Origin of the sequence: Serratia sp. CY31944, assembly GCF_052169175.1 — a bacterium.
Taxonomy (GTDB): Bacteria; Pseudomonadota; Gammaproteobacteria; order Enterobacterales; family Enterobacteriaceae; genus Serratia; species Serratia sarumanii.
The window spans coordinates 90,981-104,626 of record NZ_JBJNLG010000016.1; the positions used below are offsets into that span (position 1 = coordinate 90,981).

The window sequence follows — 13,646 nt, forward strand, 5'->3', positions numbered from 1 at the left end:
ACCGCTTGTCATAAAGTTGCTCCCTTCTATTTAATAATCGCACGGAGATAAGGGTGATCACGCTTTCCAGACTCTACGTCCATCCGGTTAAATCACTGCGCGGTCTGCAGCTTTCTTACGCCCAGGTCGGCAGCAGCGGTCTGGCCTTCGACCGCAACTTTATGATCACCGAGCCGGATGGCACCTTTATTACCGCGCGCCAATACCCGCAGATGGTGCTGTTCACGCCGGCGCTGCTGCCGGACGGGCTATTCCTGACCGCGCCGGACGGCGAAAGCGCCGCCATTCGCTTCAGCGACTTCGCCGCCGCGCCGCAGCCGACCGAGGTGTGGGGCAACCATTTCACCGCGCTGATCGCGCCGGATGAGATCAACCGCTGGCTGAGCGGCTATTTCCAGCGCGACGTTCAGCTGCGCTGGCTGGGGCCGGAGTTGACCCGCCGGGTGAAAAAACACCCTGAAATCCCGCTGACCTTTGCCGATGGCTATCCTTATCTGCTGATTAACCAGGCTTCGTTCAACGATCTGCAGCGGCGTTGCCCCGGCAGCATCAAGCTGGAGCAGTTCCGCCCCAATCTGGTGGTGAGCGGCGCAGCCGCCTGGGCCGAGGACGGTTGGCAGGTGATCCGCGTCGGCGATGTGATGTTCGATCTGGTGAAACCCTGCAGCCGCTGCGTGCTCACCACCGTCAGCACCGAGCGCGGCCGCAAGCACCCGAGCGGCGAACCGCTGAGTACGCTGCAAAAATTCCGCTCCGCCGACAACGGCGATATCGATTTCGGCCAGAACATGATCGCGCGCAGCAGCGGCATCATCCGCGTGGGCGATACGGTGGAAGTGCTGTCGACCAAGCCGCCGCGCCCTTATGGCGCCGGCAAAGTGGTGGAGAGCGTGCAGGCGCCGCAAGACAGCGAGCACAGCGTCACTATCGAATATGAAGGAAAGGTGTTTACCGGCAACAACCAGCAGATCTTGCTCGAACAGCTGGAACAGCAAGGCATTCGCGTGCCTTACTCCTGCCGCGCCGGGATTTGCGGCAGCTGCCGCATTACGTTGTTGAGCGGTGAGGTCGCGCCGCTGAAGAAAAGCGCGCTGGGCGACAACGGCACCATCCTGTGCTGCAGCTGTATCCCAAAAAGTGATTTGACGTTGGCATAATCCGCCTTATACCGCCCTGTCGTAAGCCGGGGCGGCGCTTTCATCCTGCGCGCAGGGTTTCAGCCGATCGTGCATCACCTTGATGGCGTCGCCCAATACCATGGTGCGGCCGGCGACCGTCAGTTGATTTTGCGCCAGCAGGCACAGGCTGGCGTTATCCCCGGCCTCTACCACCAGCAAGCGCGCTTCCACGCCGCTTTCCATTACCTTCACCGCCGCCAGCTCGCCGTTTTTCGGCTGCAGCGGGTAATGCTGCTGCGAGAAATGCCAGCTCTTCGGCATCAGCGGTTTCAGGAAGCGGTAGGCGACCAGCGCATTCAACACCAGCTCGGCGCGCTGCTCATGGCTGAGTTTGATCTGCTTGCACTGTTCTTCATAGGTGAAATAAAGGGCGGCGTCATCCACGCAAAAAGCGCATTCAGCGAAGGCGTCCGGCGTTAACATTTTGGCCGGGAAACGTGAACGGAAGATCATACCATTAGCTAAATCCAGCATTAGCCGATCGTGTTCGGCATCAAAATACCAACGCCAATTATCGTCAGGTTTTATCTTCATTTCGTATCCTTCTCGCTGCCTATGCCAACGCCGCACTCACCCTAAAAGGCGATTTTATCACCGATAAAATAGCTTAAACATCGGATAATTCCGCGAACGATATTTATGCTAACGAACAAAATATAGACGAGCCGGGGGCAGAAATAAACCCCCGGAATAAAATGAGAGGAAAAATATTAGATATGGGTAACGATATCTTTAATCAAACGCGGGCCGTGATAGATAAATCCGGAATAAATTTGCAGCAGGCTCGCGCCGGCCTCCATTTTTTCGCGCGCCGCCGTCAGCGAATCGATGCCGCCCACGCCGATAATCGGCAGGCGCCCTTGAAGTTCGGTGGAAAGACGACGGATAACTTCCGTGCTGCGTGATTGCAACGGACGCCCACTTAACCCGCCCGCTTGTTCGCAGTAATTTAACCCCTGGATCAATTTTCGATCCAAGGTGGTATTGGTGGCGATCACGCCATCGATATTATGCCGCACCAGGCTATCGGCAATTTGGATCAATTCTTCTTCTGAAAGATCCGGCGCGATCTTTACCGCCACCGGCACATATTTGTGATGGCGCGCATGTAATTCCTGCTGCTTATTTTTAATCGCAGCCAAAAGATCGTCCAGCGCTTCGCCATACTGTAAGGATCGTAACCCCGGGGTATTCGGTGAAGAGATGTTAATCGCGATATAACCGGCATACGGATAAACTTTATCCATGCAGATCAAATAATCGTCTTTACCCTGTTCGACCGGGGTGTCTTTATTCTTGCCGATATTGATCCCAAGAATACCGCCGAAATGGGATTTCTTAACGTTTTCAACCAGATTGTCCACGCCATGGTTATTGAACCCCATGCGGTTGATCAGGCCTTCCGCCTCAACCACGCGGAACAAGCGCGGCTTGTCGTTGCCCGGTTGCGGGCGTGGCGTCACGGTGCCGACTTCCACATGGCCGAAGCCCATCGCGCCGAACGCATCGATGCATTCGCCGTTTTTATCCAGACCGGCGGCCAATCCCAGCGGGTTTTTGAACGACAGCCCCATGCAGCTGACCGGTTTGGTCGGCACGGACTGACGGACAAGAAACGCTAATGGGGTGCCGGTAATACGGCTGAGCTGACGAAAGGTCACTTCGTGCGCGCGCTCGGGATCGAGCTGGAACAACGCTTTCCTGATGAGGGGGTAGTACATGGACTCTCCTGATTTCCCGGTTGCAAACCGGGGGCGTATTATCCGGTATCCCCCGCCCAATTGGAATTGATTAAAGGCAAAAAAAGCCGTTTTTACGCAATCGTTTTCCCGCTTCACCGCCAAATCGGCGCCAATCCGCTTTTGCGCATATCGAAATCAAAAAATGAGATTTAAAAAACGCGCCCGGTTGCTGGTAGGTTTAAAACACTTATTTTTGATTTTCTAATTAAACCTAACTTTTAGTTATAAGGAGTGGCAATGCGCGTTATATCACTGGCCGGCAGCCCACGCATCCCATCACGTTCCGCCGCGCTGCTCGCGCTGAGTCAGAACTGGCTGCGGCAGCAAGGGGTGGAAGTGACGGCTTATACCCTGCACGACTTCGATGCCGAAGACCTGCTGTACGCCAACTTCAACAGCCCGGCGATCAAGGCGTTTGCCGAGCAGCTGGCGCAGGCCGACGGCCTGCTGATTTCCACGCCGGTTTATAAAGCGTCGTTCTCCGGCGCGCTGAAAACCCTGCTGGATCTGCTGCCGGAACGCGCGCTGGATCATAAGGTGGTGCTGCCGCTGGCGACCGGCGGTTCGATCGGCCACATGCTGGCGGTGGACTACGCGCTGAAACCGGTGCTGGCGGCGCTGAAAGCGCAAGAGGTGCTGCATGGCGTGTTCGCCGACGATAGCCAGATCCAACTGGCCGGCGAAGGCGCCACGCTCACCGACGCCGTCGCCGCCCGGCTGGAAGAGGCGCTCGCCAGTTTCTATCTGGCGCTTGGCCGCCGCAAACCGCCCGCGCTGCGCGTCGCCTCACCGCTGGCGGCGCGTCAGACCGCCTGAAACGCCTGGAAAAGGAGAGCCTGAATGAAAAAACGCATCGTTTTACGGCGCTGGCTGAGCGCCGCTACCCTCACCGGCCTGCTGTCGTTGGTTTGGGCCACTGCCGCCGCCGCGCAGGATCCGGCGCAGTTCCGCATCGGCTACCAAAAAGGATCGGTCAGCCTGGTGCTGGCGAAGAGCCACCGGCTGCTGGAGGAACGTTTCCCCGCCACCCGCATCAGCTGGATCGAGTTTCCCGCCGGCCCGCAAATGCTCGAGGCCTTGAACGTCGGCAGCATCGATCTGGGCAGCACCGGCGATATTCCGCCGATCTTCGCGCAGGCCGCCGGCGCGGACCTGCTGTATGTCGGCGTCGAGCCGCCCAAACCGAAGGCGGAGGTGATCCTGGTGCCGGAAAACAGCCCGATCAAAACCGTCGCCGATCTGAAAGGCCATAAGGTCGCTTTCCAGAAAGGATCCAGCTCGCACAACCTGCTGCTGCGATCGCTGCAAAAGGCCGGCCTGAAATTTACGGATATCCAGCCTGCCTATCTGACCCCCGCCGATGCGCGCGCCGCCTTCCAGCAGGGCAACGTGGATGCCTGGGCCATCTGGGATCCTTATTATTCCGCCGCGCTGCTGCAGGGCGGCGTACGGGTGCTCGGCGACGGCACCGATCTGAATCAGACCGGTTCCTTCTATCTGGCGGCGCGCCCCTACGCCGAAGCCAACGGCAGCTTTATCAGCCAGGTTCTGACCGAGCTGACCCAGGCCGATGCGCTCACCCGCAGCGACCGGGCGCAAAGCGTGACCCTGCTGGCCAACGCCATGGGACTGCCCGAACCGGTGATCGCCAGCTATCTGGATCACCGCCCGCCGACCGCCATCACACCGCTCGATGCGCAGACGATCGCCGCGCAGCAGCAAACCGCCGACCTGTTTTACGCCAACCGGCTGGTGCCGGTGAAGGTCGACATCTCGCAACGCATCTGGCGCCCAAGCGCGCAATAAACAATGGGAGAACATTGACGATGAGCCTGAACGTTTTCTGGTTTTTACCCACCCACGGCGATGGCCACTATCTCGGCAGCGCACAGGGGGCGCGCAGCGTCGATCACGGTTACTTGCAGCAGATCGCCCAGGCGGCGGATCGGCTGGGATTCGGCGGCGTATTGATCCCCACCGGCCGCTCGTGCGAAGACTCCTGGCTGGTGGCCGCCTCGCTGATCCCGGTCACCCAGCGGCTGAAGTTTTTGGTCGCGCTGCGGCCGGGCATCATCTCCCCTACGCTGGCGGCGCGCCAGGCGGCGACGCTGGATCGCCTGTCCAACGGGCGCGCGCTGTTCAATCTGGTCACCGGCGGCGATCCGGAAGAGCTGGCGGCGGAGGGGTTGCATCTCAATCATGAAGAGCGCTACGAAGCCTCAACCGAGTTCACCCACATCTGGCGCCGGGTGCTGGAAGGCGAAACCGTCGATTTCGACGGCAAGCACATTCAGGTGAAAGGCGCCAAACTGCTGTTCCCGCCGGTGCAGCAGCCGCGCCCGCCGCTCTATTTCGGCGGATCCTCCGCCGCCGCGCAGGATCTGGCCGCCGAACAGGTAGAAATGTATCTCACCTGGGGAGAGCCGCCGCCGCAGGTTAAAGAGAAAATCGAAGAGGTGCGCGCCAAAGCGGCGGCGAAAGGCCGCCAGGTACGCTTCGGTATCCGCCTGCATGTCATCGTGCGGGAAACCACCGAAGAGGCCTGGCGCGCCGCCGATCGGCTGATCGCGCATCTCGATGAGGAAACCATCGCCGACGCGCAGCAGGCCTTTGCGCGCTTCGACTCCGTCGGCCAACGGCGCATGGCGGCGCTGCACGGCGGCAAGAAGGACAACCTGGAGATCAGCCCGAACCTGTGGGCCGGCATCGGCCTGGTGCGCGGCGGCGCCGGCACCGCGCTGGTGGGCGATGGCCCGACGGTCGCGGCGCGCATGCAGGAATATGCCGATCTGGGCATCGACACCTTTATTCTCTCCGGCTATCCGCATCTGGAAGAGGCCTACCGCGTCGGCGAACTGCTGTTCCCGCACCTCGATCTGGCGCAGGAGGAAACGCCCGCGCGCCTTCAGCCGGTGCGCCCGCAGGGCGAAGTGGTGGCCAACATTTATGTTCCGCAAAAAGTGTCGCAGAGCTGAGGAGCGCCCCGATGGCAAAGAACGCGCAACGCATCCTGTATCGGCTGGCCCCCTGGGCGCTGCCGCTGGCGCTGGTGATCCTCTGGCAGATCGCCGTCGAAACCGGCTGGCTGTCCAACCGCATTTTGCCGGCGCCGAGCGCGGTGCTGGCCGCCTTCTGGAGCCTGAGCCAAAGCGGCGAACTGTGGCAGCACCTGAGCATCAGCAGCCAGCGCGCGCTGATCGGCTTTGCCATCGGCGGTAGCATCGGGCTGATCCTCGGCTTTATTACCGGGCTGTCGCGCTGGGGCGAACGCCTGCTGGACAGCTCGGTGCAAATGATCCGCAACGTGCCGCACCTGGCGCTGATCCCGCTGGTGATCCTGTGGTTCGGCATCGATGAATCCGCCAAGATCTTTCTGGTGGCGCTCGGTACGCTATTCCCGATTTATCTCAATACCTATCACGGCATCAAGAACATCGATCGCGGCCTGTTGGAAATGGCCCGCAGCTACGGCCTGAGCGGTTTCCGCCTGTTTACGCAGGTGGTGCTGCCGGGCGCGCTGCCGTCGATTATGGTCGGCGTGCGTTTCGCTCTCGGCTTCATGTGGCTGACGCTGATCGTCGCCGAAACCATTTCGGCCAATTCGGGCATCGGCTACCTGGCGATGAACGCGCGTGAATTCCTGCAAACCGACGTGGTGGTGGTGGCGATCGTGCTGTACGCCCTGCTCGGCAAGCTGGCGGACGTGGGCGCGCAACTGCTGGAGCGCGTCTGGTTGCGCTGGCATCCGGCCTATCAACTGAAACAGGGAGAAGCGCTATGACCCTTCCCGCTCGCCTTGCGCAAGGCACGCCGGTGACGCTGGAGTCCATCGGCAAAGGTTACGGCAACCGCACCGTGCTGGACAATATTCAGCTGCGCATTTCCGCCGGGCAGTTCGTGGCGGTGGTCGGCCGCAGCGGCTGCGGCAAGAGCACCCTGCTGCGCCTGTTGGCCGGCCTGGAACAGCCCAGCAGCGGCGCGCTGCTCAGCGGCAACGCGCCGCTTGCCGCCGCTAAAGAGGATACCCGGCTGATGTTTCAGGATGCGCGCCTGCTGCCGTGGAAAACGGTGATCGACAACGTGGGCCTGGGGCTGCGCGGCCAGTGGCGCGATGCGGCGCTGCAGGCGCTGGACGCGGTCGGCTTGGCGGATCGCGCCCGCGACTGGCCGGCGGCGCTGTCCGGCGGGCAAAAGCAGCGGGTCGCCCTGGCGCGCGCGCTGATCCACCGCCCTCGCCTGCTGCTGCTGGACGAACCGCTCGGGGCGTTGGATGCCCTGACGCGCATCGAGATGCAGGGGCTGATAGAAACGCTGTGGCAACAGCACGGTTTTACCGTACTGCTGGTCACGCACGACGTCAGCGAAGCCATCGCGCTGGCGGATCGGGTGATCCTGATTGAAGAGGGCCGCATCGGGCTGGATCTGACTCTCGATCTGCCGCGGCCGCGCCGCAAAGGTTCCGCCCGGCTGGCGGAACTGGAGGCCGAAGTGCTGGAGCGGGTGTTATCACCGCCGGCCACAGCGGCCAGCGGCCGTCGGGCGGCGAATTGAAGGGATGAAAAAAGGGACGGCGCAGGCCGTCCCTTGATCTATCCAGCGCGAAAAGATCAGGCGTCGAGCGCCTTGCTGATCTTCTCGTACAGATCGCCGGACAGGTTTTCCAATCCTTTCAGCTGTTCCAGCGCCTTGCGCATCAGCGCCTGGCGGCCCGCGTCGTAACGCTTCAGGCGAATCAGCGGTTCAATCAGGCGCGCGGCGATCTGCGGGTTGCGCTGGTTGAGATCGCTGAGGATCTCCGCCAGGAACTGATAGCCGCTGCCGTCCGCGGCATGGAACGCCGCCGGGTTGCCGGAAGCGAAGCCGCCGATCAGCGAACGGGTGCGGTTCGGGTTGCTCAGGCTGAACGAACGGTGTTGCAGCAGCGCGCGCACCTTGCTCAGCACGTCTGCCGCCGGGCTGCTGCCCTGCAGCACGAACCATTTATCCATCACCAGGCCATCCTGATGCCAGCGCTCGTCGAACGCCGCCAGCAGCGCATCGCGGCACGGCAGCTGGGCCGCGACCGCAGCAGACAGCGCCGCCAGCGAGTCGGTCATGTTGTCTGCCTGGCGATACTGTTCGCTTACCAGTTGGTCCGCCAGCGCCACATCTTCGCCGAACGCCAGATAGCCCAGGCACACATTACGCAAGGCGCGCTTGGCGATCTCGGCGTGCTCCACGCGGTAGCCGTCGGTCTTGTTGGCGTGATATACCGCCAGCCACTCATCGGCCAGCTCCCGCGCCAGGCAGCGAACGATCGCTTCATGCACCGCGGCGATCGCTTCCGGATCGATGGTGGCGAACAGCTCGGCGATTTCGTTCTCCGACGGCAACGTCAGGATCTGCGCCGCCAGCGCCGGATCCAGTTTTTCGTCCAGCAGCACTGCGCGGAACGCATCGGCCACGTGCAGCGGCAGCGACAGCGGCTGCTTCTGCTGGTGCCGCGCCACGTTCAGCTTGATATAGGTCGCCAGCAGGCTCTGCGCCGCATCCCAACGCGCAAATTCATTGCGCGCGTGCTGCATCAGGAAGGTCAGCTGCTGATCGCTGTACGGATAGTCCAGCTTCACCGGCGCGGAGAATTCGCGCAGCAGCGACGGCACCGGCTTATGCGCCACGCCGTCGAACACGAAGGTTTGCTCCGCTTCGGTGACGTTCAGCACGTTATTGACCGGCAGGCCGCCCTTTTGCAGTGGAATGACGTTGCCTTCGCTGTCGTACAGTTCGATATCCAGCGGGATATGCAGCGGCAATTTCTCCGGCTGATCGGCGGTCGGCGCGGTTTGCTGGCTGACATGCAGGCGATACTGCTGGGTTTCCGCGTCGTACTCGTCGCGCACCGTCAACAGCGGCGTGCCGGACTGGCTATACCAACGGCGGAAGCGCGACAGATCGACGTTGGACGCGTCCTCCATCGCCTGCACGAAATCGTCGCAGGTGGCGGCGCTGCCGTCGTGGCGTTCGAAATAGAGCTGCATCCCTTTCTGGAAGTTCTCCTCCCCCAGCAAGGTGTGCATCATGCGGATCACTTCGGAACCCTTTTCATACACCGTCAGGGTGTAGAAGTTGTTCATCTCGATCACTTTGTCCGGGCGGATGGCGTGTGCCATCGGGCTGGCGTCTTCGGCGAACTGCGCGCCGCGCATCACGCGCACGTTGTCGATGCGGTTGACCGAACGCGATCCCAGATCGGAACTGAACTCCTGGTCGCGGAACACCGTCAGCCCCTCTTTCAGGCTGAGCTGGAACCAGTCGCGGCAGGTTACGCGGTTACCGGTCCAGTTGTGGAAGTATTCGTGGCCGATCACCGCTTCAATGTTCAGGTAATCCTTGTCGGTGGCGGTTTCCGCCTTCGCCAGCACGTATTTGGAGTTAAAGATGTTTAACCCTTTGTTCTCCATCGCGCCCATATTGAAGAAATCGACCGCCACAATCATATAAATGTCGAGATCGTATTCCAGGCCGAAGCGGGTCTCGTCCCACTTCATCGAGTTCTTCAGCGACGTCATCGCCCAGTCGGCGCGATCCAGGTTGCCGCGATCGACGAACAGCTCCAGCGCGACCTTACGGCCGGAACGGGTGGTGAAGCTGTCGCGCAGCACGTCGAAGTCTCCCGCCACCAGCGCGAACAGGTAGCAAGGTTTCGGGAACGGATCCTGCCATTGCACCCAGTGGCGGCCATCGGCCAATTCGCCCTGGCCGATGCGGTTGCCGTTCGACAGCAGGAACGGATAGCGCGCCTTGTCGGCCTCGATGCGGGTGGTAAAGCGCGCCAGCACGTCCGGGCGATCCTGATAATAGGTAATGTGGTGGAAACCTTCGGCTTCGCATTGCGTGCACAGCGCATCGCCGGACAGGTACAGCCCTTCCAGCGCGGTGTTTTTCGCCGGGTGAATGTCGTTGACGATGGTGAGAGTGAATTGTGCCGGCAACGCTTCGATGATCAGCTGGTTATCCTGCTGGCGGTAGGCGCTCCACGGTTGGCCGTCCACCTGAATGCTCACCAGCGTCAGATCTTCGCCATCCAGCACCAGCGGTGCGTCGGCCGCGCCCTGACGTTTGATTTTACTGACGGCGGTCACGCGCGTGGTTTCCGCGTCCAGACTGAAGTCCAAATCGATATCGGTCGTGGTGTAATCGGGCGCGCGATAATCGTGGCGGTATTTTGCCTGTGGCTGTTGTGTCATAAAAACCCTTAAACGTCTCGGTGAGTTATAGGTGCCAGGCCGCTCTTCTGCTTCGTACCGCAGCCGGAGTGTTCCCCTGCGGCGCGCGGTGGGCCTGAATTGTGAATAAACTGTATCACAGCTGGCCGAAAAGCCCAGAGTCGCCGGGCGACCACGAGAGAGAAATCAGAGGCAAATCATAAATCGCCCGCCAGGCGATAGCGCAGGTGACCAATGGCTAAATAAAAATCAGCATTTAATGCTAAAAAACCGCCACCGGAGGGCGCCGGCATAGTTGAGGCGACGCAGGTGGCATGGTGGTATAATTGCGGCATCAGGCCCAGGATGACTCGCACTATGAAAATTAAATACGCAATCTATTTTTTTACCCTGTGCCTGATGACTTCCTTCTCTCTGTTCATTGTCGATGAGCTGCTCGAAGCCCATACCGACTACCGCGATAACCAACTCAATCTGTACAAAATTGATCGCGCCAAAGAAATCTCCGAAGCCTTTCAGGCTGCCTTGCAGGCGCACCGCCTCAAACGCTTGAGCCTGATCGATCCGCAAATCACCCGAGCGCAATGTTTGGCCGCCGATCGGGCGGCGCGCGAAAGAATTACCCGCATCCGCGAACATCTGGACGATGAGGTAGCCAGACAGCTCGGGGTTCGGCAAAAAATCGCCGCGCTGTCGATGATCAGCCTGATGGAACAGCTGCTGGATAATGACAACCTGCAGCTTTCGCAGGTCAATAACACCAACGCCAATCTGTTCAACATCAACAGCGCCTATTACATCTCGCAAACCAGTAAGAGCTATTACCGCTACACCTACGATACCCGGATGGTGGATACCGACTCTTTTATGTTTCTCGAGGCCATCCGCCTCAATAACCGGCTGAATATGTCACTGACGGAATTGAGCGATCAGATTATCGACGTCAACGTCAGGCCGCTCGTTCGCAAAGACGCCTACCTGAAGTCCATTCAGCTGACCGGCGTGCTGAACGCCCTGAGCACCCGATTGATCTTCATGAAGATCAACTACGACGATGTGCAAATCACCAACATCGTCAATGCATTGCTCACCCAGGTGTCCGCTGAGCGCCTCCAGCAGATTACCCATGGGCTGTACACCGCTATCGATACCCATCAGCCCTACCCCACCGCGCTTATTTCGCGCTATGTCGACGATGTGAGCGGGCTGTCGCAGGCGCTGTATCAACGCAGCTTCGAACTGGAAACCCTCGCGTCGCGCCACAAGATTTACGACAGCCAGACGACCATTTACGGCATGATCGCACTCGCCGGCCTGGTGGTGTTGCTGTTCATTTTGCCGGCGCTGGTGTTCTGCACCAGCATCAACCGCTGGCTGACCAAGACCCACAACAATATCGTGCGGCTGTCGCGCGGCGAGATAAATATCGATCGCAACGACGCCTTCTACAGCCAGGAATTGATCGCCATCAGCGACGCCATTCAGCAGCTCAGGCAATACCAGTTGGACAAGGTCTCGCTGGAAAGCGAGAAACAACTGCTGATTAAAGAGCTCGAGGCCTCTTCTTTCCTCGATCCGCTTACCAATATTTACAACCGCCGTAAATTCTTCCTTGAATGTCAGCTGCTGGGCGACGGCAGCTACCCGCAGGCCTTTTGCCTGATCGACATCGACAACTTCAAACAGCTCAACGACAGCTACGGCCACGACGTGGGCGACCGGGCGCTGGTGGCATTCGGCCACCTGCTGCAACGCGCGTTCCGCGCCAGCGACATCTTCTGCCGCTACGGCGGCGAAGAGTTCGCGGTGCTGCTGGGCAACTGTTCGTTGGACAACGCGCGGGACATCATGGAGCAATTGCGCGCCCGCACTCATCGCCTGACGCTAAATCTGGCCGATGGACGGCAAGTGCGTTTCACCACCAGCTGCGGCATTGCGCCGGTCAACGCATTCACCGCGCTACAGGCGGCGATCAAACAGGCGGACGAAGCGCTCTATTTTTGCAAAAAGAACGGCAAGGATCGGGTCAGCGTGCATACCCAGGCCGGCTATATCTGATTCGCTGTTTAAAATAATTAACATTATAATTTTTATGACTAATTAGGCTAAGTCATTCACCTTACAGGCATATCTGGCTTTTTTTCCTCCCCGCCGCTATCAGGCCGCCATAAAGGCACGTTTAATCCTCGACCCGCTTTGGTGATTTATGGTGTGATGCAGCTTCAATAACAGGATAATCCGGGTATACTCCACCCCCACTTTTATGATTATCCGGATTTGGACACGCGCCTGACGAGGATGCTGTAACGCGCTATGACTCAATACGCTTCCCCGATTTTGACATCACTGCTTGATACCGATGCTTATAAGCTTCATATGCAGCAAGCAGTGTTCCATCGCTATCCCGCGATCAGCGTGGCGGCGGAATTCCGCTGCCGCGGCGACGAACTGCTGGGCGAATATGCCGACGAGATCCGCGCGCAGGTGGCGTTGATGAGCCGGCTGGCGCTGACCGACGCCGAATTCGCTTATCTTTCGGGCCTGCCCTTCTTCCGTCAGGATTACCTGAGCTGGCTGCGAACGTTCCGCTACGATCCGCAGCAGGTCACCATAGACAACCGCGACGGCAAGCTGCAAATCCGCATCGCCGGCCCCTGGCGTGAAGTGATCATGTGGGAAGTGCCGTTGCTGGCGGTGATCAGCGAAGTGGTGCACCGTCGGCGCTCTCCGCTGGCAACGCCGGAACAGGCGGTGGCGCATCTGCAAACCAAGCTGGCTCAGTTCAAGACGCTGGCGGGCGATCTGGATCTTTCGCGCTTCAAGCTGATGGACTTCGGCACCCGTCGCCGTTTCTCTCAGGGCGTGCAACAGGCCATCGTCAGCACCTTGCAGACCGAATTCCCGTACCTGTCGGGCACCAGCAATTACGATCTGGCGCATCAGCTCGGCCTGGCGCCGGTCGGCACTCAGGCGCATGAGTGGTTCCAGGCGCATCAGCAAATAAGCCCGGTGCTGGCCAACAGCCAGCGCGCCGCCTTGCAAGCCTGGTTGGATGAATACCCGGATCAGCTTGGCATCGCGCTCACCGACTGTATCACCATGGATGCCTTCCTGCGCGACTTCGGCCCGCAGTTCGCCGAACGTTATCAGGGGCTGCGCCACGATTCGGGCGATCCCGTCGAGTGGGGTGAAAAGGCCATTGCCCATTATCAAAAGCTGGGCATCGATCCGATGAGCAAAACGCTGGTGTTCTCGGACAACCTGGATCTGGAAAAAGCGCTGGCGCTCTATCGCCATTTCTACCAGCGCATCAATCTCGGCTTCGGCATCGGCACGCGCCTGACCTGCGATATTCCCGGCGTCAAACCGCTGAATATCGTGATCAAGCTGGTCGAGTGCAAAGGCAAGCCGGTGGCCAAGCTCTCCGACAGCCCCGGCAAAACCATTTGCCAGGATCAGGCGTTCGTCAGGGCCCTGCGCAAGGCCTTCGATCTGCCGCTGGTGAAGAAAGCCAGCTGAGC

The 13,646-nt window shown here is 59.9% G+C and carries 11 protein-coding genes; 8 read left to right on the forward strand and 3 right to left on the reverse strand.

Translation table 11 applies throughout. The annotated features are described in order from the left end of the window. Nucleotides 1-53 precede the first annotated feature (53 nt). Entirely contained in the window at nucleotides 54-1,157 is a 1,104-nt protein-coding gene (locus tag ACJ8IN_RS17055) for a YcbX family protein (protein ID WP_049235523.1), read from the forward strand. Nucleotides 1,158-1,163: 6 nt separating this feature from the next. Here the strand turns inward: ACJ8IN_RS17055 and ACJ8IN_RS17060 are convergent, their stop codons facing one another. Both ACJ8IN_RS17060 and pyrD read right to left on the reverse strand, forming a co-directional pair. Next, nucleotides 1,164-1,712, reverse strand: coding sequence for a cell division protein ZapC (locus ACJ8IN_RS17060; protein ID WP_033654226.1), 549 nt, complete (start codon nucleotides 1,710-1,712; stop codon nucleotides 1,164-1,166). Nucleotides 1,713-1,888: 176 nt separating this feature from the next. Continuing rightward, the gene (gene pyrD, locus ACJ8IN_RS17065) at nucleotides 1,889-2,899 is read right to left on the reverse strand and encodes a quinone-dependent dihydroorotate dehydrogenase (protein ID WP_019454516.1); all 1,011 of its coding nucleotides are present in this window, start codon (nucleotides 2,897-2,899) and stop codon (nucleotides 1,889-1,891) included. A 258-nt stretch (nucleotides 2,900-3,157) separates the two neighbouring features. Between pyrD and ssuE the strand changes: the two genes are divergently transcribed. From ssuE to ssuB, 5 genes are read left to right on the forward strand one after another with little or no spacing between them, the layout of a single operon-like run. After that, on the forward strand, nucleotides 3,158-3,736 hold the full coding sequence (gene ssuE / locus ACJ8IN_RS17070) for an NADPH-dependent FMN reductase (protein WP_033654227.1): 579 nt from the start codon (nucleotides 3,158-3,160) through the stop codon (nucleotides 3,734-3,736). 24 nt (nucleotides 3,737-3,760) lie between these two features. After that, nucleotides 3,761-4,726, forward strand: coding sequence for a sulfonate ABC transporter substrate-binding protein (locus ACJ8IN_RS17075; protein WP_308325579.1), 966 nt, complete (start codon nucleotides 3,761-3,763; stop codon nucleotides 4,724-4,726). Between the two features lie 20 nt (nucleotides 4,727-4,746). Continuing rightward, nucleotides 4,747-5,895 carry an FMNH2-dependent alkanesulfonate monooxygenase gene (ssuD, locus tag ACJ8IN_RS17080; protein ID WP_308325578.1) on the forward strand — a complete coding sequence of 383 codons (1,149 nt, stop codon included), beginning with the start codon at nucleotides 4,747-4,749 and terminating at the stop codon, nucleotides 5,893-5,895. Between the two features lie 11 nt (nucleotides 5,896-5,906). Beyond that, nucleotides 5,907-6,701 carry an aliphatic sulfonate ABC transporter permease SsuC gene (ssuC, locus tag ACJ8IN_RS17085; RefSeq protein WP_033646585.1) on the forward strand — a complete coding sequence of 265 codons (795 nt, stop codon included), beginning with the start codon at nucleotides 5,907-5,909 and terminating at the stop codon, nucleotides 6,699-6,701. Continuing rightward, complete coding sequence (ssuB, locus tag ACJ8IN_RS17090; RefSeq protein WP_033637874.1) at nucleotides 6,698-7,471, forward strand: aliphatic sulfonates ABC transporter ATP-binding protein; 774 nt, start codon at nucleotides 6,698-6,700, stop codon at nucleotides 7,469-7,471. The genes ssuC and ssuB overlap by 4 nt, the downstream gene beginning before the upstream one ends. 56 nt (nucleotides 7,472-7,527) lie before the next feature. On the opposite strand, the gene pepN is transcribed toward ssuB, so the two are convergent. Continuing rightward, on the reverse strand, nucleotides 7,528-10,146 hold the full coding sequence (gene pepN, locus ACJ8IN_RS17095) for an aminopeptidase N (protein WP_060421695.1): 2,619 nt from the start codon (nucleotides 10,144-10,146) through the stop codon (nucleotides 7,528-7,530). Nucleotides 10,147-10,482: 336 nt separating this feature from the next. Between pepN and ACJ8IN_RS17100 the strand changes: the two genes are divergently transcribed. Both ACJ8IN_RS17100 and pncB read left to right on the forward strand, forming a co-directional pair. Next, nucleotides 10,483-12,183 carry a GGDEF domain-containing protein gene (locus ACJ8IN_RS17100; RefSeq protein WP_197846665.1) on the forward strand — a complete coding sequence of 567 codons (1,701 nt, stop codon included), beginning with the start codon at nucleotides 10,483-10,485 and terminating at the stop codon, nucleotides 12,181-12,183. Nucleotides 12,184-12,438: 255 nt separating this feature from the next. After that, nucleotides 12,439-13,644: a nicotinate phosphoribosyltransferase gene (pncB, locus tag ACJ8IN_RS17105; RefSeq protein WP_033646591.1), complete on the forward strand. Its 1,206-nt coding sequence runs from the start codon at nucleotides 12,439-12,441 to the stop codon at nucleotides 13,642-13,644. Nucleotides 13,645-13,646 lie beyond the last annotated feature (2 nt).